Origin of the sequence: Cupriavidus sp. a3, from assembly GCF_051015765.1 — a bacterium.
In the GTDB taxonomy this organism is placed as follows: domain Bacteria; phylum Pseudomonadota; class Gammaproteobacteria; order Burkholderiales; family Burkholderiaceae; genus Cupriavidus; species Cupriavidus oxalaticus_A.
Window position 1 is genome coordinate 3268750 of sequence record NZ_CP170643.1, and the last position, 24609, is coordinate 3293358.

General features: G+C 67.7%; 22 protein-coding genes. 6 read left to right on the top strand and 16 right to left on the bottom strand.

The window, feature by feature from the left end; translation table 11 throughout:
• Window positions 1-13: 13 nt before the first annotated feature.
• Complete coding sequence (locus tag ACAD63_RS15715) at window positions 14-1099, top strand: NAD(P)/FAD-dependent oxidoreductase (protein WP_135704955.1); 1086 nt, start codon at window positions 14-16, stop codon at window positions 1097-1099.
• 15 nt (window positions 1100-1114) lie between these two features.
• Here ACAD63_RS15715 and ACAD63_RS15720 read toward each other — a convergent pair whose 3' ends face one another.
• A complete protein-coding gene (locus ACAD63_RS15720) occupies window positions 1115-2008 on the bottom strand; it encodes an alpha/beta fold hydrolase (RefSeq protein ID WP_135704954.1) in 894 nt (297 codons plus the stop codon).
• 159 nt (window positions 2009-2167) lie between these two features.
• Here ACAD63_RS15720 and ACAD63_RS15725 point away from each other — a divergent pair, with 159 nt between their 5' ends.
• Complete coding sequence (locus ACAD63_RS15725; RefSeq protein ID WP_135704953.1) at window positions 2168-3907, top strand: acyl-CoA synthetase; 1740 nt, start codon at window positions 2168-2170, stop codon at window positions 3905-3907.
• On the opposite strand, the gene ACAD63_RS15730 is transcribed toward ACAD63_RS15725, so the two are convergent.
• A complete protein-coding gene (locus tag ACAD63_RS15730) occupies window positions 3904-4758 on the bottom strand; it encodes a ferritin-like domain-containing protein (protein WP_135704952.1) in 855 nt (284 codons plus the stop codon). The genes ACAD63_RS15725 and ACAD63_RS15730 overlap by 4 nt on opposite strands.
• A gap of 147 nt (window positions 4759-4905) precedes the next feature.
• Between ACAD63_RS15730 and ACAD63_RS15735 the strand changes: the two genes are divergently transcribed.
• From ACAD63_RS15735 to ACAD63_RS15745, 3 genes are all read left to right on the top strand, one after another.
• On the top strand, window positions 4906-5430 hold the full coding sequence (locus ACAD63_RS15735) for a gamma carbonic anhydrase family protein (protein ID WP_135704951.1): 525 nt from the start codon (window positions 4906-4908) through the stop codon (window positions 5428-5430).
• A gap of 42 nt (window positions 5431-5472) precedes the next feature.
• Window positions 5473-6480: an Hsp33 family molecular chaperone HslO gene (locus ACAD63_RS15740; protein WP_133097516.1), complete on the top strand. Its 1008-nt coding sequence runs from the start codon at window positions 5473-5475 to the stop codon at window positions 6478-6480.
• Between the two features lie 138 nt (window positions 6481-6618).
• Window positions 6619-7050: a hypothetical protein gene (locus tag ACAD63_RS15745; RefSeq protein ID WP_135704950.1), complete on the top strand. Its 432-nt coding sequence runs from the start codon at window positions 6619-6621 to the stop codon at window positions 7048-7050.
• A 37-nt stretch (window positions 7051-7087) separates the two neighbouring features.
• Here ACAD63_RS15745 and ftsB read toward each other — a convergent pair whose 3' ends face one another.
• The 12 genes from ftsB to edd form a co-directional block, all read right to left on the bottom strand.
• Complete coding sequence (ftsB, locus tag ACAD63_RS15750) at window positions 7088-7429, bottom strand: cell division protein FtsB (RefSeq protein ID WP_029046895.1); 342 nt, start codon at window positions 7427-7429, stop codon at window positions 7088-7090.
• Window positions 7430-7612: 183 nt separating this feature from the next.
• On the bottom strand, window positions 7613-8902 hold the full coding sequence (gene eno / locus ACAD63_RS15755) for a phosphopyruvate hydratase (RefSeq protein ID WP_133097518.1): 1290 nt from the start codon (window positions 8900-8902) through the stop codon (window positions 7613-7615).
• Between the two features lie 88 nt (window positions 8903-8990).
• Window positions 8991-9284, bottom strand: coding sequence for a DUF1330 domain-containing protein (locus ACAD63_RS15760; protein ID WP_133097519.1), 294 nt, complete (start codon window positions 9282-9284; stop codon window positions 8991-8993).
• An 82-nt stretch (window positions 9285-9366) separates the two neighbouring features.
• A complete protein-coding gene (kdsA, locus tag ACAD63_RS15765) occupies window positions 9367-10236 on the bottom strand; it encodes a 3-deoxy-8-phosphooctulonate synthase (protein WP_135704949.1) in 870 nt (289 codons plus the stop codon).
• Window positions 10237-10263: 27 nt separating this feature from the next.
• Entirely contained in the window at window positions 10264-11916 is a 1653-nt protein-coding gene (locus ACAD63_RS15770) for a CTP synthase (RefSeq protein ID WP_135704948.1), read from the bottom strand.
• 173 nt (window positions 11917-12089) lie between these two features.
• A complete protein-coding gene (locus ACAD63_RS15775; protein WP_135704947.1) occupies window positions 12090-12896 on the bottom strand; it encodes an alpha/beta fold hydrolase in 807 nt (268 codons plus the stop codon).
• Between the two features lie 11 nt (window positions 12897-12907).
• The gene (locus ACAD63_RS15780; RefSeq protein WP_133097523.1) at window positions 12908-13729 is read right to left on the bottom strand and encodes a peptidase; all 822 of its coding nucleotides are present in this window, start codon (window positions 13727-13729) and stop codon (window positions 12908-12910) included.
• A 130-nt stretch (window positions 13730-13859) separates the two neighbouring features.
• Window positions 13860-14705 carry a transglutaminase family protein gene (locus tag ACAD63_RS15785; protein WP_135704946.1) on the bottom strand — a complete coding sequence of 282 codons (846 nt, stop codon included), beginning with the start codon at window positions 14703-14705 and terminating at the stop codon, window positions 13860-13862.
• A 56-nt stretch (window positions 14706-14761) separates the two neighbouring features.
• On the bottom strand, window positions 14762-15715 hold the full coding sequence (locus ACAD63_RS15790; RefSeq protein ID WP_133097525.1) for an alpha-E domain-containing protein: 954 nt from the start codon (window positions 15713-15715) through the stop codon (window positions 14762-14764).
• Between the two features lie 79 nt (window positions 15716-15794).
• Window positions 15795-17270, bottom strand: a complete 1476-nt coding sequence (locus ACAD63_RS15795) for a circularly permuted type 2 ATP-grasp protein (RefSeq protein ID WP_133097526.1) — start codon at window positions 17268-17270, stop codon at window positions 15795-15797.
• A gap of 322 nt (window positions 17271-17592) precedes the next feature.
• Window positions 17593-18078 carry a gluconokinase gene (locus ACAD63_RS15800; protein WP_195429611.1) on the bottom strand — a complete coding sequence of 162 codons (486 nt, stop codon included), beginning with the start codon at window positions 18076-18078 and terminating at the stop codon, window positions 17593-17595.
• A gap of 54 nt (window positions 18079-18132) precedes the next feature.
• Window positions 18133-20028, bottom strand: coding sequence for a phosphogluconate dehydratase (gene edd, locus ACAD63_RS15805; RefSeq protein WP_135704945.1), 1896 nt, complete (start codon window positions 20026-20028; stop codon window positions 18133-18135).
• A 255-nt stretch (window positions 20029-20283) separates the two neighbouring features.
• Here edd and ACAD63_RS15810 point away from each other — a divergent pair, with 255 nt between their 5' ends.
• Window positions 20284-21234, top strand: coding sequence for a MurR/RpiR family transcriptional regulator (locus tag ACAD63_RS15810; protein WP_135704944.1), 951 nt, complete (start codon window positions 20284-20286; stop codon window positions 21232-21234).
• On the opposite strand, the gene ACAD63_RS15815 is transcribed toward ACAD63_RS15810, so the two are convergent.
• Both ACAD63_RS15815 and ACAD63_RS15820 read right to left on the bottom strand, forming a co-directional pair.
• Entirely contained in the window at window positions 21231-23669 is a 2439-nt protein-coding gene (locus ACAD63_RS15815; protein ID WP_434032943.1) for a DNA internalization-related competence protein ComEC/Rec2, read from the bottom strand. The genes ACAD63_RS15810 and ACAD63_RS15815 overlap by 4 nt on opposite strands.
• Before the next feature lie 71 nt (window positions 23670-23740).
• Entirely contained in the window at window positions 23741-24592 is an 852-nt protein-coding gene (locus ACAD63_RS15820) for a TatD family hydrolase (protein WP_195429617.1), read from the bottom strand.
• Window positions 24593-24609 lie beyond the last annotated feature (17 nt).

Below are 24609 nucleotides of genomic sequence, written 5' to 3' on the forward strand. Positions count from 1 at the left end.
CGCCTTGCCCACCATGTCTACCGACGCCACCACCGCCGCGACCACGTCCGCCGTCACCACCACTGACGTCCTGATCGTGGGCGCCGGCCCGGTCGGGCTGTTCGCCGCCTTCCAGGCCGGCGTGCTCGGCCTCAAATGTGAACTGATCGACGTGCTCGACCGCGCCGGCGGCCAGTGCACCGAGCTGTATCCCGAGAAGCCGATCTACGACATCCCGGCCGTGCCCGGCTGCCTGGCGCAGGAACTGGTGGACCGGCTGCTGGAGCAGTGCGAGCCGTTCGCCTTCCCGATGCATTTCGGCCAGCGCGCCGAAAGCGTGTCCGAAATCCCCGGCGCCCCAGCGCAGGACGGCCATCCGGCGCACCAGCGCATGCTGGTCACCACCGATGGCGGCAAGCGCTTCGATGTCGCGGCGGTGCTGGTCTGCTCCGGCGCGGGCGCGTTCGCGCCGCAGCGCGTGGCGCTGCCCGAGGCCGCGGCGCTGGAAGATCGCCACGTGCACTACGCCGTGCGCGATGTATCGCGCTTTGCCGGCAAGCGCGTGATCGTCGCCGGCGGCGGCGATTCGGCGCTGGACTGGGCGCTGGCGCTGCGCAAGGTGGCCGCGCGCGTGACGCTGCTGCACCGGCGCGAGGGCTTCCGCGCCGCCGATGGCACCGTGGCCGAGATGCGCGCCGCGGTGGCGGCCGGCGAGATGGATTTCGTGGTCGGCATGCTCGGCACCCTGCGCACCGACGGCGATGCACTGGCCGAAGTGGAAGTGCGCACCCGCGACGGCAGCCAGATGCTGCCCGCCGATGAGCTGGTGGCGCTGTACGGCCTGGTGTCCGAACCCGGCCCGATCGCGCAATGGGACATGGACATGCGTGCCGGCCGCATCCTGGTCGACACCACCACGTATGAAAGCTCGCGCCGCGGCATTTTCGCCGCGGGCGATATCGCCTTCTATCCCAACAAGCAGAAGCTGATCTTGTCAGGCTTCCACGAAGCCGCGCTGGCGCTGCGCAAGGCGTATCACTACGCCTTCCCGGAGAAGGCGCTGGTGCATGTCCACACCAGCAACAACGCCGCGCTGAAGGAAAAGCTCACCCACGCCTGAACGCGGGCGCCGTCCCTAGCGGCAGAACGACTCGACCAGCTCGGCCACCGCGGCCGGCTGGTCATGGTGCAGCATGTGGCCGGCGTCATCGATCACGGCCTCGCGGAAATCGCGGAAGGCGCGGAAGCGCTCCTTGAACTCGTCGATGCCCTGCTTGTGGGCGATATGGCGCAGCGTCTCCGAATCGCGCGCCTCGACATGCAACACCGGCGCGCTGACCTGCTCCCAGATCGCCATCACTTCATCGAGCCGGTACAGCAACGGATTGACCAGCTTGTGTGCCGGGTCGCCCAGGATTTCCCAGCGGCCGTCGGCATTGCGGCGCGACCAGTGCGCGGCCAGGAACGCGGCGCGGTCGTCGGGCAGGCGCGGGTTGGTCTTCTGCAGGCGCGCGGCGACGCCGTCGACACTGTCGTAGGTCTTCAGCTCGGCGCCAATGCGCAACTCGTCCAGCCAGCGCGCGTAGCGTTTGGGGGCATGCGCCGGCCGTGTCGCCGTCATGCCGAAGCCTTCCAGGTCCACCACGCGGCGCACGCGTTCGGGGCGGATGCCGGCATACAGGCAGATCACGTTGGCGCCCATGCTGTGGCCGAGCAGGTCCACCTGCCCTTCCGGCTGGTAGTGGTCGAGCAGCGCCTCCATGTCGGCGATGTAGTCCGGGAACCAGTACGACTGCGTGCCGGGATAGCGCGAAGGCCAGTCGGTCTCGCCAAACCCGCGCCAGTCGGGAGCGATCACGTGCCAGTCGCCGCGCAGGTGGTCGACCAGGAACTGGAACGAGGCGGCCACATCCATCCAGCCATGCAGCATGAACAGCTTGCGCGCGCCGGGCGTACCCCAGTGGCGCACGTGGTAGCGCAGCCCGCGCAACGTGATAAATTCAGACCGCGAGGTTTCCTTGATTGTCATTGTCTCCACCCTGGCGTCGGGTCTTCCTGCCGCGGGGGCTGGCGAAGGGAAGCCTCGACAAAATAGAACGATCGTTCGCTTGTTGGCATTATAGCGGCCAGCGCCATTTGCAGCTTGCCGCGCAGGGCGAACGGACAGCAGACCTTCAGGAGACCTTGGATGGCCGCAGCTGCCTTGCCGGCAAGCCGGCGCGACGACTACCGCGCGCTGTACGAATCCTTCCGCTGGGAAATCCCCCCGAACTTCAACATTGCCGAAGCCTGCTGCGGCCGCTGGGCGCGCGATCCGGCAACCATGGACCGCATCGCCGTCTATACCGAGCACGAAGACGGCCGGCGCAACGCGCATACCTTCTCCTACATCCAGGCCGAAGCCAACCGGCTCTCGGCGGCGCTGCGCGACCTGGGCGTGGCGCGCGGCGACCGGGTGGCGATCGTGATGCCGCAGCGGATCGAGACCGTGATCGCCCACATGGCGATCTATCAGCTGGGCGCGATCGCGATGCCGCTGTCGATGCTGTTCGGGCCCGAGGCGCTGGCCTACCGCATCGCGCACAGCGAAGCCAGCGTGGCGATTGCCGACGAAACCTCGATCGACAACGTGCTCGCCGCGCGCCCGGAATGCCCGGCGCTGGCCACCGTGATCGCCGCCGGCGATGCGCATGGCCGCGGCGACCATGACTGGGACGTTCTGCTGGCCGCGCAGCTGCCCACCTTCACCGCCGAAGAGACCAAGGCCGGCGAGGCCGCCGTGCTGATCTACACCAGCGGCACCACCGGCCCGCCCAAGGGCGCGCTGATCCCGCACCGCGCGCTGGTCGGCAACCTGACCGGCTTTGTCTGCTCGCAGAACTGGTATCCGCAGGACGCCGACGTGTTCTGGAGCCCGGCCGACTGGGCCTGGACCGGCGGGCTGTGGGATGCGCTGATGCCGGCGCTGTACTTCGGCAAGCCCATCGTCGGCTACCAGGGCCGCTTCTCCGCCGAGCGCGCCTTCGAGCTGCTCGAGCGCTACGCCGTCACCAACACCTTCCTGTTCCCCACCGCGCTCAAGCAGATGATGAAGGCCTGCCCCGAGCCGCGGCAGCGCTACGACATCAGGTTGCGCGCCTTGATGAGCGCCGGCGAAGCGGTTGGCGAGACCGTGTTCGGCTGGTGCCGCGACGCCCTTGGCGTGATCGTCAACGAGATGTTCGGCCAGACCGAGATCAACTACATCGTCGGCAACTGCACCGCGCAGAACGACGACGAGCGCCTGGGCTGGCCGGCGCGGCCCGGCTCGATGGGACGCCCCTACCCCGGCCATCGCGTGCAGGTGATCGACGAAGAAGGCCGCCCCTGCGCGCCGGGCGAGGACGGCGAAGTTGCGGTCTGCGCCACCGATAGCGCCGGGCATCCGGACCCGGTGTTCTTCCTCGGCTACTGGAAGAACGAGGCGGCGACCGCGGGCAAGTACGTCGAGCGCGACGGCCTGCGCTGGTGCCGCACCGGCGACCTCGCGCGCATCGATGCCGACGGCTACCTGTGGTACCAGGGCCGTGCCGACGATGTGTTCAAATCCTCGGGCTACCGCATCGGGCCGAGCGAGATCGAGAACTGCCTGCTCAGGCATCCGGCGGTGTCCAACTGCGCCGTGGTGCCCTCGCCCGATCCCGAGCGCGGCGCGGTGGTCAAGGCCTTCGTGGTGCTGACGCCGGCGGTGGCGCGCTCATTCGACGCCGACGCGGCGCTGGTGGCGGAACTGCAGGCGCATGTGCGCGGGCAGCTGGCGCCGTACGAGTATCCGAAGGCGATCGAGTTTATCGACCAGTTGCCGATGACGACCACCGGGAAGATACAGCGGCGGGTGCTGCGCTTACTGGAGGAAGAGCGGGCGGCGCAGCGCCGGCAGTCGGCCTAGCCAGCCGACGCTTCCAGCCAGGCCAGCTCATCCTCATCAAACCCGGCCGCGCGCCGAGCATCGAGGTTGAATGGCCCGCGCAGCTTCGGCGCACGGTACTGCTCGGCCAGTCGCGCATAGGTAGCAACCGGCTCCAGCTTGCGCTGCGCGCACAGCCAGCGGTACCAGTGGTTGCCGATCGCAACATGGCCGACCTCGTCGCGCAGGATGATATCGATGATCGCCGCGGCGGCATGATCCCCGGCGCCGGCCAGCCTGGCGCGCACCGGCGGCGAGGCATCGAGCCCGCGCGCTTCCAGCGTGCGCGGCACCAGCGCCATGCGCGCCAGCACGTCGCCGGCGGTCTTGTCGGTCATCTCCCACAGGCTGTTGTGCGCGGGAAAATCGCCGTAGGCCGCACCCAGTGTGCCCAGATGCCCGGCCAGCAGCGTGAAATGCAGCGCCTCTTCGTCGGCCACGCGCAACCAGTCGCGGTAGTAGGCCGGCGGCATGCCGGAGAAGCGCCACACCGCATCCAGCGCGAGGTTGATAGCGTTGAATTCGATATGGCACAGCGCGTGGATCATCGCCGCGCGGCCGGCGGGCGTATGCAGCGAGCGGCGCCGTTCGACGCCCTGCGGCGCCACCAGTACCGGCCGTGCCGGACGTCCCGGGATGGTATGGCCCGCGCCGGCATCGATCGCCTCGTCCGCATGCAGCGCCGCATCGGACAGCGCCATGGCATCGCGGTACAACGCGCGCGCGGCGCCGGCCTTTTCGCGCGGATCGGTCATGCACAGCACCGCCAGCGCGCGATGGCGCGGCGAAAGTGACGGATCAGGCAAAGCGGCGGCGGGAGTTTTTTCTGGCATGGGCGTAAAATCCGGACTGCCGCCATTGTAGGGCCTCGCCGGCACCCACCCTTGTGCCTGGCCATGCAGTTCCCCACAGACCCGCTGACTCTTTAAAGTCCGGCGGCAACCCCCACTTCAACAAAAGCCTTTCGTGCAGGAGACCTCATGGCGCTTTACCAGCTCGGCGACGTCAAGCCCAATATCGACAGCGAAGCCTACGTGGCCCCGGAAGCCACCGTCATCGGCAACGTGACCCTCAAGTCCCGCGCCAGCGCCTGGCCCGGTGTCGTGATCCGCGGCGACAACGAGCCGATCATGGTGGGGCATGACACCAATATCCAGGAGGGCGCGGTGCTGCACACCGACCCGGGCTGCCCGCTGACCCTGGGCGACAAGGTTTCGATCGGCCACCAGGCCATGCTGCATGGCTGCACTGTCGGCGAAGGCTCGCTGATCGGCATCCAGGCCGTGGTGCTGAACCGTGCCGTGATCGGCAAGGAATGCCTGGTGGGCGCGGGCGCCGTGGTCACCGAGGGCAAGGTCTTCCCGGACCGCTCGCTGATCCTGGGCGCGCCGGCCAAGGTGGTGCGGCAGCTGACGGATGAGGACGTCGCCAACCTCTATCGCAACGCCGAAACCTACGCCTCGCGGCAGGCCATGTACAAGCAACAGCTCAAGCGGATCGGCTGAACGCAGCCGCGACCGCGTCCATCGCATTACTCGACAGACAACGTGACTCAGACTACCCCCACCACCCCCGACACCCTGCAGAAGTTCCTGTTCGACGCCGCCCCGGTGCGCGGCGAACTGGTGCGCATGGAAGCCACCTGGCAGGAAGTGCTGGGCCGCCACCGCTACCCCACGCCGGTGCGCCGGCTGCTGGGCGAGATGATGGCCGCCGCGGCACTGCTGTCAGCCAACCTGAAGTTCAACGGCGCGCTGGTGATGCAGCTGCACGGCGACGGCCCGGTGCGGATGCTGGTGGTGGAATGCCTGTCCGACCTGTCGATGCGGGCCACCGCCAAGCTGGCCGAGGGCGCCGAGATTGCCGACGACGCCACGCTGGCCGACCTGGTCCATGCGCACGGCCACGGCCGCTTTGCCATCACGCTCGACCCCAAGGACAAGCTGCCGGGACAGCAGCCGTACCAGGGCATCGTGCCGCTGGCGGACGAGCACGGTCCGCTGCCGTCGATCAGTGCGGTGCTGGAGCACTACATGAAGGCCTCCGAGCAGCTCGACACGCGCCTGTGGCTGGCCGCCGACGATCGCGTGGCCGCCGGCATGCTGCTGCAGAAGCTGCCCTCCTACGGCGGCACCGCCGACGTAGGCGAAACCGGCGCGCCGCTGGCCAGCCATGCCAGGGCCCAGGACCTGGATACCTGGGATCGCGCGGTGCAGCTGGGCTCCACGCTCAAGGCCGAGGAACTGCTGGCCGAATCGCCCGAGACGCTGCTGCGCCGCCTGTTCTGGGAAGACCTGCAGGACGCCGGCCTGCGCGTGTTTGAGCCGATGACGCCGCATTTCCATTGCTCGTGCTCGCGGCCCAAGGTGGCGGGCATGCTGCAGTCGCTGGGGCGTGAAGAGATCGAGGGCATCATCGCCGAGCGCGGCAACGTGGAGATCCATTGCGATTTCTGCGGCCAGCGCTATGAATTTGACCCGGTCGACTGCGCCCAGCTGTTCTCGGCCACGCACATCGCCACCGGCGCCGGGGCCGGCGCGCACCAGCACCACTGAGGCGGCATTCCTCGGCTCGGCCCGTGGCGGGAGCGGCAGGGAGCGGCAGGGAGCGGCGAAATGGAAACATCCGGCGCGCCGCCCGGTCCAACGGCTGTACGATCGCTATACCCGCGAGCCGTGAGCCTGAGGACCGTCATGAACGCCGAAGCCTCCCTCCCGTTACCAGAATCCGGCGCCACGACAGCGGCCGCCACGCGCGGCTGCTTGCGTGGCGCTTTTGTTTTGGCCGCGGCAGTCGCCCTGCTGCTGGCCACCGGCTGCGCGCAGATCCCGCGCGACGCCAACGGCTCGCCCCCGACGGCGCGGCTCGCCCCGAATGCCATGCCGCCCGCCCGGCTGACGCCCGAAGCACGGCAAAAGCTCGATGCCCTGAACCAGGAGGTGCTGCGCGAGCAGGCCGACGCCATCGCGCGGCAGCAACAGGCCGAGGCCTATGCGCGTGCGGCATATGCCTATCCCAATACCAGCTGGAACCTGTTTTACGGAGGATGGGGGGGCGGCCACTGGGGTGGCGGCGTCAGCGTGGGAATGCCCGGCTACTGGGGCGGCTATCCGTACTGGTGGTGACGGCCACGGTGCCGCCGGGCAGGAAGCAGAACGTTGATCAGTGTCCGCCGCGCCCGGCGACGGAGTTCGCCGGCGGCGGCAGCGGCGGCGTGGCGCTGACCTTGGGAGCCGGTGCCACGAACTGCACGAACACCTCGCCTTCCCTCACCATGCCCAGCTCATAGCGCGCACGTTCCTCGATCGCGCCGGTGCCGTCCTGCAGGTCGGCAACTTCCCCTTCCAGCTTGGCATTGCGCAGCTTGAGCGTCTGGTTGCGGGTACCTTGCTCGGTCAGCTGGCGGTTCAGGTCCCAGACGCGCAGCCAGCCACCCTTGCCCAGCCAGAGCGGATACTGGACCGCGAGCAGCAGCACGAACAACAGCAGCGAAATCAGACGCATGAAAGGTTGCGGACGAGAAATTCCGCACAATGATCTGCGAAGTCGGCCCGGAAGGCAATTGCCAGGCAGATTTCGATACAAAAACGGCGGTGGCCGGATGTTATCCGTGCCACCGCCTTTTCACAGCCATCACGTCATGCCGCACTAACGCACTAATGCGCTAACGGGCACGACGGGCAAGGTTCAGCGCAGGTTGTAGAACGCGCCCTTGCCCGGGTAGCTGGCGATATCGCCGAGGTCTTCCTCGATGCGCAGCAGCTGATTGTACTTGGCCATGCGGTCCGAGCGCGACAGCGAGCCGGTCTTGATCTGGCCGGCGTTGGTGCCCACGGCGATGTCGGCAATGGTGCTGTCTTCGGTTTCGCCCGAGCGGTGCGAGATCACGGCGGTATAGCCGGCGCGCTTGGCCATCTCGATGGCGGCGAAGGTTTCGGTCAGGGTGCCGATCTGGTTGATCTTGATCAGGATCGAGTTGCCGATGCCCTTCTCGATGCCTTCCTTCAGGATCTTGGTGTTGGTGACGAACAGGTCGTCTCCCACCAGCTGCACGCGCTTGCCCAGCTTGTCGGTCAGCGTCTTCCAGCCGTCCCAGTCGCCTTCGGCCATGCCGTCCTCGATCGACACGATCGGGAACTTGTCGCACAGGTTGGCCAGGTAGTCGGCGAACTGGGTCGAGGTCAGCTTCAGGCCTTCGCCTTCCAGCTGGTACACGCCTTCGCCTTCGTGGTAGAACTCGCTGGCGGCGCAGTCCAGCGCCAGCAGCACGTCTTCACCGGCGCGGTAGCCGGCCTTCTCGATGGCTTGCACGATGGTGTTCAGGCATTCCTCGTTGGACGAGAAGTTCGGCGCGAAGCCGCCCTCGTCGCCCACCGCGGTGGACATGCCCTTGTCGGCCAGGATCTTCTTCAGCGCGTGGAAGATTTCGGCGCCGCAACGCAGCGCTTCGCGGAAGCTGGTCTGCGACACCGGCATGACCATGAATTCCTGGATGTCCAGGCTGTTGTTGGCGTGCGCGCCGCCGTTGACGATGTTCATCATCGGCACCGGCAGTTGCATCGCGCCCGAGCCGCCGAAGTAGCGGTACAGCGGCAGGCCGGCTTCTTCAGCGGCGGCCTTGGCCACGGCCATCGACACCGCCAGCATGGCGTTGGCGCCCAGGCGGCCCTTGTTCTCGGTGCCGTCGAGGTCGATCAGGGTGCGGTCCAGGAAGGCCTGCTCGGAGGCGTCCAGGCCCATGATGGCTTCGGAGATTTCGGTGTTGATGTGCTCGACGGCCTTCAGCACGCCCTTGCCCAGGTAGCGCGACTTGTCGCCGTCACGCAGTTCGATGGCTTCGCGCGAACCGGTCGATGCGCCCGACGGCACCGCGGCGCGGCCCATCACGCCCGATTCCAGCAGCACGTCGCATTCGACGGTGGGGTTGCCGCGCGAGTCGAGAACCTCGCGACCGATGATATCTACGATTGCACTCATGAATTCCTCTCTGACTGTTGATTCTTGCTGCTGCTGATTACTTCAACCTGTGCCTGTGTCAGGCGCGTGTCAAACGGCCCGACAACCCTCAGGCAGCGCCTTCCACCACGATCATGTTCATCTTTGCCGCATGCTCGCGCGCCTTGCGGGCCGCGCGATAGGCTTCGCCGTCGTGGAACGACTTGGCGGCTTCATAGCTGGGGAATTTCAGCACCACGACGCGGCTCGGCGCCCACTCGCCTTCCAGCGGCTCGGTCTTGCCGCCGCGTACCAGCACCTCGGCGCCATGGATCTGCATGGCCTTGCTCGACAGCACTTTGTATTCTTCGTACTGCTGGGGGTCGGTCACGTCGACGTAGGCGATGATATAGCCCGCGGCCATGGAGAATCTCCCGATTTTTTGTATTGTCTTTCGATATGGTTTGTCACCACCGGCATTGCGGTGGTGACAAGACCGGGCCTGCTCAGGCGCAGGCCGGCCAGCCGAAGTTGTCTTCCAGGAAACCGGCGCGCTTGACCAGCGTGTCCAGTTCCTTGAGTACGGCCAGCAGTTCCTTCATGCGCGACAGCGGCACCGCGTTGGGGCCGTCGGACATCGCCTTGCTCGGATCCGGGTGCGTTTCCATGAACAGGCCCGCCACGCCGGTGGCGACGGCGGCGCGCGACAGCACCGGCACGAACTCGCGCTGGCCGCCGGAGCTGGTGCCCTGGCCGCCCGGCAGCTGCACCGAGTGGGTGGCGTCGAACACCACCGGGGCACCGGTCTCGCGCATGATCGCCAGCGAGCGCATGTCGGACACGAGGTTGTTGTAGCCGAACGAGACGCCGCGTTCGCAGGCCATGAAGACGTCATCCGGCAGGCCGGCTTCGCGCGCGGCGTCGCGGGCCTTGTCGATCACGTTCTTCATGTCGCCCGGCGCCAGGAACTGGCCCTTCTTGATGTTCACCGGCTTGCCGCTCTGGGCGCAGGCACGGATGAAATCGGTCTGGCGGCACAGGAAGGCCGGGGTCTGCAGCACGTCGACCACGGCGGCGACGGGCTTGATCTCGTCGATCTCGTGGATGTCGGTCAGCACCGGCACGCCGACTTCGCGCTTGACGGTCGCCAGGATCTCCAGGCCCTTCTCCATCCCCAGGCCGCGGAACGATTTGCCGGAAGAACGGTTGGCCTTGTCGAACGACGACTTGTAGATGAACGGGATGCCCAGTTCAGCGGTGATGGCCTTGAGCTCGCCGGCGGTATCCAGCGCCATCTGCTCGGACTCGATCACGCACGGACCGGCGATCAGGAAGAACGGCTTGTCGAGGCCGACCTCGAATCCACAGAGTTTCATGACAGACTCCTCTCTTGCCGCCTGGCCTCAGGCGCCCTTGCGCTGCTGGCTGGCAAGCGCGGCTTCGACGTAGGCCTTGAACAGCGGATGGCCGTCACGCGGCGTCGAGGTGAATTCCGGGTGGAACTGCACGCCGACGAACCACGGGTGCATCGACTCCGGCAGCTCCATCATTTCCGGCAGGTTCTCGGTCGGGGTACGGGCCGAGATCACCATGCCGGCGTTTTCCAGCGTCGGCACGTAATGGTTGTTGACCTCGTAGCGGTGACGGTGGCGCTCGTTGACCTCGGCGCCGTAGATGGCGTTGGCCTTGGTGCCTTCCTTGACCGGCACGCGCTGCGCGCCCAGGCGCATGGTGCCGCCCAGATCGGAATCGGCCGAGCGCTGCTCGACCTTGCCTTCGCGGTCGACCCACTCGGTGATCAGCGCGACCACCGGGTGTTCGGTTTCAAGGTTGAATTCGGTCGAGTTGGCGTCGGCCATATTGGCCACGTGGCGGGCAAACTCGATCACGGCCAGCTGCATGCCGAGGCAGATGCCCAGGTACGGCACCTTGTTCTCGCGGGCGTACTGGATCGCGCGGATCTTGCCTTCCGTGCCGCGCTTGCCGAAGCCGCCCGGCACCAGGATGGCGTCGAGCGGGGCCAGCACTTCGAGGTGGCCCGATTCCAGTTCCTCGGAATCGATGTACTCGATGTTGACGCGCGTGGCGGTGTGCATGCCGGCGTGGCGCAGCGCCTCGATCAGCGACTTGTACGACTCGGTCAGGTCGACGTACTTGCCGACCATGCCGATGGTGATTTCGTGCTCGGGATGTTCCTGGGCGTTGACCAGCTTCTGCCACATCGACAGGTCGGCCGGGCGCGGGTCCAGGCGCAGTTCCTCGCAGATCAGGCGGTCGAGGCCCTGCTCGTTGAGCATCTGCGGAATCTTGTAGATGCTGTCCGCATCCCACACCGAGATCACGGCGTCTTGCGGGATATTGGCGAACAGCGAAATCTTGGCGCGCTCGTCGTCCGGGATCGGGCGGTCGGCGCGGCACAGCAGCGCGGTCGGCGAAATGCCGATTTCACGCAGTTTCTGCACCGAGTGCTGGGTCGGCTTGGTCTTCAGCTCGCCGGCGCTGGCAATGAACGGCACCAGCGTCAGGTGCACGAAGGCAGCGTGGTTGCGTCCCATGCGCAGGCTCATCTGGCGCGCGGCTTCCAGGAACGGCAGCGATTCGATGTCACCCACGGTACCGCCGATTTCCACCAGCGCCACGTCGGCCTTGCCGTCGTGCGAGGCAGCGGCGCCCTTCTCGATGAAGGCCTGGATCTCGTTGGTGATATGCGGAATCACCTGCACGGTCTTGCCGAGGTATTCGCCGCGGCGCTCCTTGCGGATCACCGATTCGTAGATCTGGCCGGTGGTGAAGTTGTTCGACTTGCGCATCTTGGCCGAGACGAAACGCTCGTAGTGGCCGAGATCGAGGTCGGTTTCCGCACCGTCTTCCGTGACAAACACCTCGCCATGCTGGAAGGGGCTCATCGTGCCGGGATCGACGTTGATGTAGGGATCTAGCTTGAGGAGGGTGACTTTGAGGCCGCGCGACTCAAGAATGGCCGCGAGCGAGGCAGCAGCGATGCCCTTGCCGAGAGAAGAGACGACGCCACCGGTGACGAAGACGAATTTGGTCATAAACCGAGCTTGCCGGGGAAATCGGGATTATACATGAGAGCCCGGTCCGCGCCGACCCGGAAATTGTGACAGCCCCGCCCGCCAATCGCCTGGCGGGCGGGGCTCTATGGGGATCTTCCGGGCCGCGCGGCAGGCTGCGCCGCATGCGCCGCTTGAAAATGATCAACGAAGGATCAGCGCCCGTCGCGGCGCATCGCTCCGATCAGGTCGCGCACCAGTTGCGCCGTTTCCTGCGGCCGCTCCATCGGGTATAAATGGCCGCCCTCGATAAAGCGCAGGTTTTCGCCCACGAGCTTGCGGGTCGCGGCAAGGCCGCACTGGCGCACCTCGCGCGAGCGCGTACCGGCGACAAAGCCGACCGGCACCGGCGCGCCCCGCCTGAGCTTGCGCCCCAGGCTGGTAGGCAGCGTGCGGTAGATCGAGTACTCGACCTCGCGGTCGAAGCGCAGGCGCCGCTCGTTGCCCTTGCCGGTCGGCTCGGTGCCATGGAGCGCATAGTCGCGCAGCACCTCCTGGTCCCACACGGCAAAATTCGGCTTGCCGCGGAAGTGCTGCCACACGGCCTCGGCATCGGGCCAGTGCGTGCGCCGGTTCTTCGTCACCGCCGCCGGGCCGGGCTTTTCGTCGATGCCGAGCACCTGCGCCGTCTTCAGCAGCGAGGCGCGCCAGCCGGCAATGATCGGCGAATCCAGCATCACCACGCCGCGCACCCATTCGGGCCGGCGCAGCGCCGCCATCATCGACAGGAAGCCGCCCAGCGAATGGCCCACCAGCCAGACCGGCTCGCGGTACTGGCGCCCCACTTCCTCGAGCAGTTCTTCCACCAGATGCGGCCAGCCACGCGTGACCGGAAACTGGGGCCGGTGGCCGTAACGGTCCACGGCGCGGAACTCGAACTCGCCGTCCAGTTCGCCGAACAGCTTGCGGTACGTCGTGACCGGAAAGCCGTTGGCATGTGAAAAATGGATGATCTCGCGCACCGCCCCGCCCCTCATTCCTGGGTGCGGGAGGGATTGCGCCTGGCGCGCACGGGCTGGCCCCAGCAGTCGCCCTCGCCGCTGCGCGCCAGCGGGAAGTCGGCCGGCAGGGCCGGGTCCCATTCGGGGTTGTGGATTTCGCCGAACACCTGGCGCAGCCGGTGGCCCCAGGTATCGCGGATCATGCGGAAATAGGCGTTGCGCTCGTCGATGTTGACGAAGCGCGTCACGCGCAGCGAATCCGCCTCGTAGACCAGCAGGTCCAGCGGCAAACCCACTGAAATATTGGACTTCAGCGTCGAATCCATCGAGATCAGCGCGCATTTCGCGCCCTCGGCCAGCGGCAGCGACGGATGCACGACGCGGTCGATGATGGGCTTGCCGTACTTGGCCTCGCCGATCTGGAAATAACAGTTTTCCGGCGTGGCTTCGACGAAGTTGCCGGCAGCATAGATGTTGAACAGCCGCACCCGCTCGCCGCGGACCTGGCCGCCGAAGATCAGGCTGACGTTGAATTCGATGCCGGCATCGCGCAGCGCATGCGCGTCGCGCTTGTGCACCTGGCGCACCGCGTCACCGACGATGGACGCGGCTTCGAACATGTCCCGCGCGTTCCACAACGAGCGCTTGTCGTCGTGGTTCTCCGCCAGGATCTGGCGCACCGACTGGCTGATGGCGAGGTTGCCCGCGGTCATCAGCACCATCACGCGGTCGCCTGGCTCTTCGAACACGGTCATCTTGCGTGCCGTCGAGATGGCGTCCACCCCGGCGTTGGTGCGGGAATCGGACAGGAATACCAGGCCGGCATCCAGCCGCATGGCTACACAGTACGTCATGGTCTTGTTCTGGTGTTCTTGTCGGACGGCCGGGAGTGGCCGGCCGGAGGGCTGCATTAACGGATTCTAGCGCCGCTGCCGTGTCTCGGTGCCGGTTCTGGAATGTGGCACCTAATTGGCGCGGCCGAAGCTAGACCGGATCGGCAAGCGGCGTGATCACGACATTGACCTCGAGCGTCTCGCCGGCACCGCCCTCCAGGATGCCCCGGACCGGTGCGGCAGACTGGTAGTCGCGCCCCACGGCGAGGCGGACATGGCGCTCGTCGGTGAGGCAGCCGTGGGTGATGTCGATGCTGCACCAGATCTCGCGCTGGGGATCCAGACAAACGTCGGCCCATGCATGGCTGGCCAGTTCGGTCGCGGCGGGATCGTAGAAGTAGCCGCTCACATAGCGCGCCGGCACACCGAGCGCGCGGCATACCGCCACCATCACTTGCGCCTGATCCTGGCACACGCCGCTGCCCAGGCCGAACGCCTCGGCGGCTGAAGTCCCGACATCGGTGGTATTGGGCTTGTAGCGGACGCGTTCGCCGATGGCCTGGGCCAGCGCCAGCAACGCGGGAATTTCATGGCCCGAGGCCAGGAAAGGCGCGGCGAAGGCCTGCATCTCGCGCGGCGCCGTGGTCAGCGGCGTGCTGCCGAGGAAGTACAGCGGCGACACGCGCGATTCGCCGGCCGGCGGCGCATCGCAGAAGGCATGGTGGCCGTCGCGGTCGAGGTCGCCATGCGGAGGCAGCACTTCCACTTCGCCGCTGGCTTCGATGGCAATGGTGTCCGCCGGGCCCGCCACGGTGAAGTTGTGCACGATGTTACCGAAGCCGTCGCACGCCGCCGACGGGTTGCCCGGCGTGCTCAGCTGCCAGCTGTGCACGGTCTGCAGCGGGCCCGAGCGCGGCTCGAGCCGCAGCTCGTGCACGCTGCGGCGCACCGGCTCGGCATAGCGGTAGACAGTATGGTGGTGGATCTTGTATTTCACGGTATCAGGGCGCGGCGCGGCGGCGGCAGCACATGGTCGTTGCCGGTGCGCCCATGTCAGGCCGCCTGCAGCGGTACCAGGAAGTCCCGGCTGATGCCATTGCCGAGATCGCCGATGCGCTCCAGGAAGCTGGTCAGGTACGCATGCAGGCCGACGGCAAAGATGTCGTCGATGCGCGCGTATTTCAGGTCGGCGTGGAGTTTACCAGCCTGCCGCTCGGTCTCCGCCGACTGCTGGTTGCGCACCATGGCCAGGATCGTCACCACCTCGTCCATGCTCGACACCAGCGAGCGCGGCATGTCGGGGCGCAGCACCAGCAGTTCGGCCACGCGCTGTGGCGTGACCACCGCGCGATACACCTTGCGGTAGACCTCGAAGCCGGACACCGAGCGCAGCACCGCAGCCCAGTGGTAGAAGTCGTTCTGCTCGCGGTTGGGATCGCTGTCGTCACTGCCCGAGGCCTGGAACTTGACGTCGAGGATCCGCGCGGTATTGTCGGCGCGCTCCAGGAAGGTGCCCAGCCGCATGAAGTGAAAGGCATCGTCCTTGAGCATGGTGCCGAACTGCACGCCGCGCGCCAGGTGCGAGCGGAACTTGACCCATTCGAAGAAGCTCGACGGGTCTTCCCTGAGTACGCCGTCGGCGATCATGCGCTGCACGTCGAGCCAGGTCGTGTTGACGGTTTCCCAGACTTCGGTGGTCAGCGAGCCGCGCACCGCGCGCGCGTTCTCGCGTGCCGCGCGCAGGCAACTCATGATCGACGACACATTGGTCATGTCGCGCACCATGAAGTCGATCACGTCGTCGCGCGACAGCAGGCCGTACTTGTGGTCGAAGGCCTGCGTCAGCTCCGAGATATCGAGCATCGCCCACCAGCCCTGCTCGGCCACCTCGGCCGACTGCGGCAGCAGCGAGGTCTGGTAGTTGACGTCGAGCATCCGTGCGGTGTTTTCCGCGCGCTCGGTGTAGCGGGCCATCCAGAACAGGTGGTCGGCGGTACGGCTCAGCATGTGGGCTCTCCTGGCATGGCAGCGGCGGTGTTGATCGCGGTGTTGCTCGCGGTCTTGATCGCGTGAGGGGCTGTCGTCGTCATCGTTCGAGCACCCAGGTGTCCTTGGTGCCGCCCCCTTGCGAGGAATTGACCACCAGCGAGCCCTCGCGCAGCGCCACGCGCGTGAGCCCGCCGGGCACCATGCGCACCTCCTTGCCCGACAGCACGAACGGGCGCAGGTCGATATGGCGCGGGGCGATGCCCGACTCCACATAGGTCGGGCAGGTCGACAGCGCCAGCGTCGGCTGCGCGATGTACTGCTCGGGCCTGGCCTTGACCACCTCGCGGAAGGCATCGATCTCGGCGCGCGTCGCGGCCGGACCCACCAGCATGCCGTAGCCGCCGGCGCCGTGGGTTTCCTTGACCACCAGCTCTTGCATATGGTCGAGCACGTACTGCAGGTCGTCGGGACGCCGGCACATGTAGGTGGGTACGTTGTTGAGGATGACCTCTTCGCCGAGGTAGAAGCGGATCATGTCGGGCACGTACGGATAGATCGACTTGTCGTCCGCCACGCCGGTGCCGATCGCATTGCAGATGGTCACGTTGCCGGCACGGTAGACCGACAGCAGCCCGGCCGCGCCAAGCGCGGAATCGTGCCGGAACACCAGCGGGTCGAGGAAGTCGTCGTCGACGCGCCGGTAGATCACGTCGATGCGCTGCGGTCCCTGCGTGGTGCGCATGAACAGGTGGTCGTCCTCGACGAACAGGTCGCTGCCTTCGACCAGTTCAACGCCCATCTGCTGCGCCAGGAAGGCGTGCTCGAAGTACGCCGAGTTATACATGCCCGGAGTCAGCACCACCACCGTGGGATCGGCGATCGCCTGCGGCGATACGCCGCGCAGCATGTCGAGCAGCAGGTCGGGATAGTGCGCCACCGGCGCGACGCGGTTGCGTGCGAACAGGTCCGGGAACAGCCGCATCATCATCTTGCGGTTTTCCAGCATGTACGACACGCCGGAGGGCACGCGCAGGTTGTCTTCCAGCACGTAGAACTCGCCCTCGCCGGCACGCACCACGTCGATGCCGGCCACGTGCGCATAGATGTCGTGCGGCACGGTGACGCCGAGCATCTCGGGTCGGTACTGGGCGTTGTTGTAGATCTGATCGGGCGGGATCACGCCGGCCCGGATGATGTCCTGGCCGTGGTAGATGTCGTGGATGAACCGGTTCAGCGCAGCCACGCGCTGGCGCAGGCCTTTTTCCAGCAGCGCCCATTCGCTGGCCGGGAAGATGCGCGGGATCACGTCGAACGGGATGGTGCGCTCGGTGCCGCTGTTGGCTTCGTCCTTGTCGCCATAGACGGCAAAGGTAATGCCCACGCGCCGGAAGATCAGGTCCGCCTCGGCCCGCTTGTTGTCCATGGTGCCGCCGGACTGCCGCGCCAGCCAGTCAGCGAAATGCCGGTAATGCGGGCGTACCGCCCCGTCGGGCAATGCCTGCCCTGCCTGGATGACCGTGGGCGCCCCGTCGGCGCGCCAGTCCAGCATCTCGTCGAAAAACCGCCCTGCCATGATGGCCGTTCCTCCATGTAGTGGGCGTCGGGTGCTGCCACTGCCCCGCATCCGGCCGCCCTGGTTTGACCTGGCTGTCCTGCCACAAGCCCGCCGCGTTATTGCCTCGGGGCCCGGGAGGGTCTCCGATGGCATTGGCGCGGCGATACTGTCGAGTCACTGGCCCTTTCAGCATACCTGTACCGGCGAAAGCCGCAAGCTGGCGAATCCTGGCCGGCACGGAAAGTGAGCTAGCAAGATGTCTGCCAGCGCACGCAAAAACGGCCGCCGGCGAGGCTGGCGGCCGTCATTGCGATGGCGCGGTGGATCGCGGGCGAAAGGCTCAGCGAGCGGAAGCCTGCAGGATGGTGTCCACCAGGACTTCGGGCGACTGGCGGATATCGAGCTCCAGCGCGTCGCGCGGCGCTTCCAGCGTATCGAACTGGCTCTGCAGCAGCTCGGGATTGAAGAAGTGGTCGCTGCGGGCGGACAGGCGCCCGGCGATCAGTGCGGCATCGCCCTTCATGTGGACGAAGGTCACGCCGCCGTCTGGCGGCGTGAGCCGGTCGCGGTACGCCTGGCGCAGGGCCGAGCAAGTGAACACGTGGGTCCGGCCTTCGGCGCGCGCCGTGTCGATGGCGGCGCGCATCGCCGCCAGCCAGGGCCAGCGGTCTTCGTCGGTCAGCGGGATGCCCGCGTGCATCTTGGCCTTGTTGGCCTCGCTGTGGAATTCGTCCGCGTCATGGAAGCCGCAGCCCAGGCGCTGCGCCAGCAGCTGGCCGACCGTGGTCTTGCCGCTGCCGGAAACGCCCATCAGGATATAGATCATGTCTGCTCCGTCGGTCTTGGTATCGTCTTGCTGTCGTGAGGCAGGTGCGCAAGGCTATTGTGCGACGGTTTGCGCCGCCACGGCAGCGGCGGATGCGCCTGGCGCGGCGCCGGCATCCGCTTCGGACAGGTCGAGTGCGCTGCCCCCCTCTTCCGCGATGCGCGCATGGCGCCGGAACGAGCCAAACAGGCCGCGCCCGAGGCTGAACCGGGCAAAATCGTCGGCCGGGGCCGGCGCCGGCTCGCGCGCCGCGAACTCGCCCTCGTCGCCCAGCCATTGCAGCACGCCGGCGACCGCGTCGACGCGGATGCGGTCGCCGTCGCGCACGCGGGCCAGCGCGCCGCCGGCCAGTGCCTCAGGGCCGACGTGGATCACCGCAGGCACCTTGCCCGACGCGCCCGACATGCGCCCGTCGGTCACCAGCGCCACCTTGTGGCCGGCGTCCTGCAGCGCGCCCAGCACCGGCGTCAGGCGGTGCAGCTCGGGCATGCCGTTGGCGTTCGGCCCCTGGAAGCGGACCACGGCGACCAGGTCGCCATTCAGTTCGCCGGCATCGAACGCGGCCTGCAGCGCTTCCTGCGCATCGAAGACGCGCACCGGCGCCTCAACCACGCGATGCTCGGGCGCCACGGCCGAGACCTTGATCACACCGCGGCCCAGGTTGCCCTGCATCAGCCGCAGCCCGCCTTCGGGCGAGAACGGCGCCGCGGCGCTGGCAACGACCTGGGCGTCGCCGCTTGCCGTCGCCCCCTCGCGCCATTGCAGCACGCTATCGCGCATCACCGGCTCCTGCGTGTAGCGCGCCAGGCCCGGGCCCGCGACGGTCTGCACGTCCTCATGCAGCAGCCCGGCCTGCAGCAGCTCGCGGATAATCAGCCCGGCCCCGCCGGCGGCATGGAAGTGGTTCACGTCGGCGGAGCCGTTCGGGTACACCCGCGCCAGCAGCGGCGTGATGCGCGACAGTCGGTCGAAGTCGTCCCAGTCGATGATGATGCCGGCGGCGCGCGCCATGGCCACCAGGTGGATGGTGTGGTTGGTCGAGCCGCCTGTCGCCAGCAGGCCGACCATGGCGTTGGCCACGGCGCGCTCGTCGACGATGCGCGCCAGCGGCAGGTAGTCGCTGCCGCGCGCACTCAGCGCAATCGCGCGCTGCGCCGCCGCGGCCGTCAGCGCATCGCGCAGGCCGCTGTCCGGGTGGACGAAGGCCGCGCCGGGCAGGTGCAGGCCCATGATCTCCATCAGGAACTGGTTGCTGTTGGCGGTGCCATAGAAGGTGCAGGTGCCGGCCCCGTGGTAGGCCTGGCATTCGGCCTCGAGCAGCGCATCGCGGCCAACCTGGCCGGTGGCGTAAAGCTGGCGCACGCGCGCCTTCTCCTTGTTGGACAGGCCGGTGGCCATCGGGCCCGCCGGCACGAACACTACCGGCAGGTGGCCGAACTGCAGCGCGCCCATCAGCAGGCCCGGCACGATCTTGTCGCACACGCCCAGCATCAGCGCCGCATCGAAGGTGTTGTGCGACAACGCGATGGCCGTGCCCATGGCAATCGCATCGCGCGAGAACAGCGACAGCTCCATGCCGGCGTTGCCCTGCGTGATGCCATCGCACATCGCCGGCACGCCGCCCGCCACCTGCGCCACGGCCCCGACCGCGCGCGCGGCTTCGCGGATGACGCCGGGGTAGCGCTCATAGGGCTGGTGCGCCGACAGCATGTCGTTGTACGCGGTGACGATGCCGAGATTGGGCGCATGGTCGACGCGCAGCTTCAGCTTGTCGTTGGCTGGCAGTGCGGCGAAGCCGTGCGCCAGGTTGGCGCAGGACATGCCGCGCAGCGGTCCCAGCTCGGCTTGCGCACGCTCGCAGCGTGCAAGGTAGGCGGCACGGCTGGCGCGGCTGCGGGCAACGATGCGTTCGGTGACGGCCAACAGCTCGGCATGGACGGCAATGGGCATGGCGGAGGCGTTCCTTTTGTCGGGGCGTAGCACCAAAGCGGCGCGATCGCATGTAGATTTTCTACATTATTACCGATAGCAATGCCGCCGTCGACTGGATCATGCATCACAATGGCGCTCAATCTTGCTTGTTTTCCCACATCACGGGCAAACCCTGACAGCCAGGCGGGCACGATTTCGGGCACGATGCCTCGCCAACGGATGTAGAATCTCTACATTAGAGAATCCCGAACAACCTGATATCCGCCCGCCGCCATGCGCGACCGAATCCTTGCCGTCTACGACACGCTCCGCCCCTCCGAACGCCGTCTGGCGGACTACGTCGCCGAGCACGGCGCCGCCGTTATCCGCCTGTCGATGCCCGAACTGGCCGAGCGCGCAGGCGTGTCGCAGCCCACCATCGCACGGTTCTGCGCCGCACTGGGCTACGACGGCTTCCGCGAGTTCAAGCTGCAATTCGCGCAGAACGTCGGCGGCGGCATGCCATTCGTGCACCAGGATGTGGACGCCCACGACCGCCCCGCCGACATCGCCGGCAAGGTGTTCGACCGCACCATCGCCACGCTGATGAGCGTGCGCAACGCGCTGTCGGCCGACCAGATCGAACACGGCATCCACCTGCTGGCGCGCGCCCGCCGCATCGAGTTCTACGGCTGCGGCAATTCCGGCATCGTCGCGCTCGACATCCAGCACAAGTTCTTCCGTCTCGGCATCCCGACCGTCGCCTATTCCGACCCGCATGTCTTCAGCATGTCCGCCGCGCTGCTCGGCGCCGGCGACGTGGCGGTGCTGGTGTCCAACAGCGGCCGCACCTGGGACATGCTGACTGCCGCCACGCTGGCGCGCAGCAGCGGCGCCAGCGTGCTGGCGATCACCCACAGCGGCTCGCCGCTGGCCAAGCTGGCCGACGTTTGCGTGTTTTCCGATGTCGAGGAAGACAGCGAGGTCTATACGCCGATGACCTCGCGCATCAGCCACCTGGTGCTTGGCGACGTGCTGGCCGCGGGCGTGGCACTGGAGCGCGCGGAAACGGTTGCCGCCGGGCTGCAGCGTGCCAAGGCCCACCTGCGCGAACGCCGCATCGCGGGCGCCGAGCCGGCACGCACGCTGCCGCCTGCCCGAGGCCGCGCCAAGCCCCAGCCGGCTGCCGCCGACGCGCAACCTGCCCCGGCGGCCACCCGCGCGCGACGCCGCAAGGCCCGCTAGCGCGGCGCCTCCGGCCGCGCGCGCCAATAGCGCGGCTCGGCCTGCCGAAACACTGACAACGCATACCCCGCCGGCGCCGTGGCCATGGTCACCGCGCCGGTTTCGTCAGTGCGGTAGCGCGCGATGCCGGCGCGTCCATAGCGCTCCCACACGTCGGCGCGGGGGTGGCGGTAGCGGTTCGCATAGCCAAGCTGGAATACCGCCGCCCGGGGCCGCACCGCGTCCAGCCACGCTGCACCGGAAGAGGTGCCGCTGCCGTGGTGCGCCACCACCATCACGTCGGCATGCAGCGCTTCGGGCGGCAGCCTGTCGATCAGCGCGCGTTCTTCGGCCACGCCGATATCGCCGGTCAGCAACAGGCGATGCCGCGCGGTCGCCACGCTCAGCACACAGCTACGGGCGTTGCTGGCGATCGCCGCCTGTTGCGACTGCAATGGCAACGGATGCAGCACCGTGAAACGCACGCCGTCCCAGTCCCATTGCTGGCCGTCCGCGCACGGCGCCCAGCCGGATGCTGGCGGCCCGAGCAAGGCATGGTGCGGCGGCGCGCCGGTACTGCGCGCCGCTACGGCCACCGCCGCCGCCACGTCAGCCACACCACCGGCATGATCCGCGTCTTCATGGCTGACCATCAGCTGGTCGAGCCGGCCGAGACCCAGGCCGCGCAGCACCGGCACCACCACTTGCGCGCCCGCACTGGAGCCCGATGCATAGCCAGGGCCCGTGTCGTACAGCAGCGCATGCGTACGCGTCTGCACCAGCACCGCGGTCCCCTGCCCCACGTCGAGCATCACCGCACGGAACTCGCCATGCGCCACCGGCGGGCCGCGCGCCAATACGAACGGCAACACCAGCAGGCCGCCATGCAGGCGCGCCGCGGCACTGGCAGGCGGCGCCAGCAACAGCGCGATCCCGAGCAGGGCGAGCAGCAGCGGCAACGGCCCCGATGCCGGCGCCTCCCACATGGCCCACGGCAGGCCGGAAAGCCAACCCAGCAAGGCGGCCAGCCATACCATGGCCTGGTGCGCGACGGCCAGCAACGGCGTGGCCAGCATGGCCGGCGCGGCGGCGGCAGCCAGCGACAGTGGCGTCACCAGCAGGCTGACCACCGGGATCGCGATAGCATTGGCGAGCGGCGACACCACCGACACCTGCTGGAACAGCAACAGCGTCAGCGGCACCAGCCCGGCTGTGACCGCCCATTGCGTGCGCGCCGCGGCGGCAAGCGTGGCACGCATGCGTTGCCAGCGAGTTTCCGGCGCGCCATGCCCGGACCGGGCAGCGTAGAAGATCACCGCCACCGCGCCGAAAGACAGCCAGAAGCCCGGCGACATCACCGCCCACGGATCCAGCAGCAACGCCGCCAGTGCCGCACAAGCCAGCACCACCGACGCCGGCGGTGCCCGCCCACTCCACACCGCCAGTGCGGCCACGCATAGCATCGCCACCGTGCGCAACGCGGGCACCTGCATCCCGGCCAGCAGCCCGTATGTCACCGCACCGGCTACCGCCGTCACCAGGGCCGCGTGCCTGGCCGGCAGCCACAGGGGCAGCGGCCGGCGCAGCCGGCGCCCCAGCCCGAACGAATGCCGCCACAGCATGCCGGCGAACGACCCCGCCATGCCAGCGATCATGGTGATGTGCAGGCCTGAAATGCTGACAAGGTGGCTGATGCCGGTACGCCGGAACAACTGCCAGTCTTCCGTATCGATGCCGCGCTGGTCGCCGATCACCAGCGCGACCAGCACCGGGCCATAGCGCGCATCATCCGGCAGCGCCGCGCGCAGGTGATCGCGCACTGCCGCGCGCCACGCTTCGATGCGCCATGCGAGCCGTTCCCGCGTTGCCTCCTGCGGCGGACCATGCGCGCGTCGTACGTAGCCCGTCGCGCCATAGCCCTGCGCCAGCAGCCAATAGGCATAGTCGAAGCCGAAGGGATTGGCCAGTCCGCGCGGGCGCCGCAGGCGTATGGTCAGGGTATAGCGCTGGCCGGGGTACAGGTCAGGCGGCGCGTCGCGCCAGTGGAGAAGCAGCCGGCCGGGCAACGTCAACCCTGGTTCGTCCGCCCCATCCGGCACGGTCTTCCCGACGGTGAAGGCAAAGCGGACGCCGCCCGCTGATTCGGACGGCAATCCGGAAACCACACCCTGCACGTCGAGATCGCGCGATTCGAGCGATGCGGGCAACCACTCCCGCAAGCGCATATCGGCGCGCCATGCCGCCCAGCAGAACGCGGCACCAACGGCCACCGCGGCCACGGCGGCCAGCACCAGTCCCCGCCATGCGGCACGCAGGCGCCTGCCACGCAGCAGCATCGCGATGGCCGCCAGCACCAGACCGGCAGCGGCCACGCGCACGACGTCCTGCCGCGGCAGCGTTGCCTGCTGCTGCAGCAGCCAGCATCCCGCGACGAACGCCACCACGAACACGCGCACGGCATCTCCCCGGCTGATTGCACACAGCCAGAGTTGTAACCGCACGATGCAGCGGAAAGCTTGTCAGCCTGTCAGGAAATCGTGGAAGTTGTGTGTGTGGCCGGCGCCATGGATTCGGCGAACGCAGCCAGCCGCGGCAGTGCCTCGACGGCATTGCGCCAGGTTGCCTGCGCCAGCGCCGCGGCATCGATGCCGCGCAGATCGCTCAGCACGCGCGCCACGCCGGCGACTTCGGCGGGGGTGTTGCGCACCTTGTGCTGCTCGCCGAACTGGTCGTCGGCAAGCCACGCGGGTGCGATATCGGGAGCGTCGGTTTCCAGCACCAGCGCCTCCAGCGGCATGTCCGTAGCCAGCCGTCGGATCTGGCGCGCGCGGCTGAAGGTCAGGTTGCCGCCGAAGCCAAGCTTGAAGCCCTGCTCGACAAAGCGCCGCGCCTGCTCATGGCTGCCGTTGAACGCATGGGCGATGCCGCGCTTCACGCCCAGCTTGCGCAACTGCGCGCCGACCTGGTCCTGCGACTTGCGCACATGCAGCAGCACCGGCAGGTCAAATTCGCGCGCGATCTTCAACTGTTCGGCATAGAGCCAGGCCTGGTGATTGCTATCGAGACCGGCGACAAAGAAATCGAGCCCGATCTCGCCAATGCCGACGAAGCGCGGATCGCCCATGCTGGCCGCCACCTCGCGCCGCAGCGCATCGATATCGGCCTGCCCGGTACCGGGCGAGCAGAGCGGATGGATGCCGAGTGCGTAGACACAGCGCGAGTCCTCGTGCGCCAGCTTGCGCACCGCCTCGAAATTCCACACCGCCACCGCCGGCACGACCATGCCGCGCACGCCGGCGGCCTCGGCCGCGTCGGCTACCTGGCGCCGGTCAGCGTCGAATTCGCGCGCGTCGAGATGGCAGTGGGTGTCGATCCACATGGTGCAATGCCGGGGGC

Coding starts and splice junctions, on each gene's coding strand:
- ACAD63_RS15715 (WP_135704955.1), top strand. CDS start 14: ATGTCTACCGACGCCACCACCGCCGCGACCACGTCCGCCGTCACCACC.
- ACAD63_RS15720 (WP_135704954.1), bottom strand. CDS start 2,008: ATGACAATCAAGGAAACCTCGCGGTCTGAATTTATCACGTTGCGCGGG.
- ACAD63_RS15725 (WP_135704953.1), top strand. CDS start 2,168: ATGGCCGCAGCTGCCTTGCCGGCAAGCCGGCGCGACGACTACCGCGCG.
- ACAD63_RS15730 (WP_135704952.1), bottom strand. CDS start 4,758: ATGCCAGAAAAAACTCCCGCCGCCGCTTTGCCTGATCCGTCACTTTCG.
- ACAD63_RS15735 (WP_135704951.1), top strand. CDS start 4,906: ATGGCGCTTTACCAGCTCGGCGACGTCAAGCCCAATATCGACAGCGAA.
- ACAD63_RS15745 (WP_135704950.1), top strand. CDS start 6,619: ATGAACGCCGAAGCCTCCCTCCCGTTACCAGAATCCGGCGCCACGACA.
- ftsB (WP_029046895.1), bottom strand. CDS start 7,429: ATGCGTCTGATTTCGCTGCTGTTGTTCGTGCTGCTGCTCGCGGTCCAG.
- eno (WP_133097518.1), bottom strand. CDS start 8,902: ATGAGTGCAATCGTAGATATCATCGGTCGCGAGGTTCTCGACTCGCGC.
- ACAD63_RS15760 (WP_133097519.1), bottom strand. CDS start 9,284: ATGGCCGCGGGCTATATCATCGCCTACGTCGACGTGACCGACCCCCAG.
- kdsA (WP_135704949.1), bottom strand. CDS start 10,236: ATGAAACTCTGTGGATTCGAGGTCGGCCTCGACAAGCCGTTCTTCCTG.
- ACAD63_RS15770 (WP_135704948.1), bottom strand. CDS start 11,916: ATGACCAAATTCGTCTTCGTCACCGGTGGCGTCGTCTCTTCTCTCGGC.
- ACAD63_RS15780 (WP_133097523.1), bottom strand. CDS start 13,729: ATGACGTACTGTGTAGCCATGCGGCTGGATGCCGGCCTGGTATTCCTG.
- ACAD63_RS15790 (WP_133097525.1), bottom strand. CDS start 15,715: ATGCTGAGCCGTACCGCCGACCACCTGTTCTGGATGGCCCGCTACACC.
- ACAD63_RS15795 (WP_133097526.1), bottom strand. CDS start 17,270: ATGGCAGGGCGGTTTTTCGACGAGATGCTGGACTGGCGCGCCGACGGG.
- ACAD63_RS15800 (WP_195429611.1), bottom strand. CDS start 18,078: ATGATCTATATCCTGATGGGCGTTTCCGGCAGCGGCAAGACCACGGTC.
- edd (WP_135704945.1), bottom strand. CDS start 20,028: ATGCCCATTGCCGTCCATGCCGAGCTGTTGGCCGTCACCGAACGCATC.
- ACAD63_RS15810 (WP_135704944.1), top strand. CDS start 20,284: ATGCGCGACCGAATCCTTGCCGTCTACGACACGCTCCGCCCCTCCGAA.
- ACAD63_RS15820 (WP_195429617.1), bottom strand. CDS start 24,592: ATGTGGATCGACACCCACTGCCATCTCGACGCGCGCGAATTCGACGCT.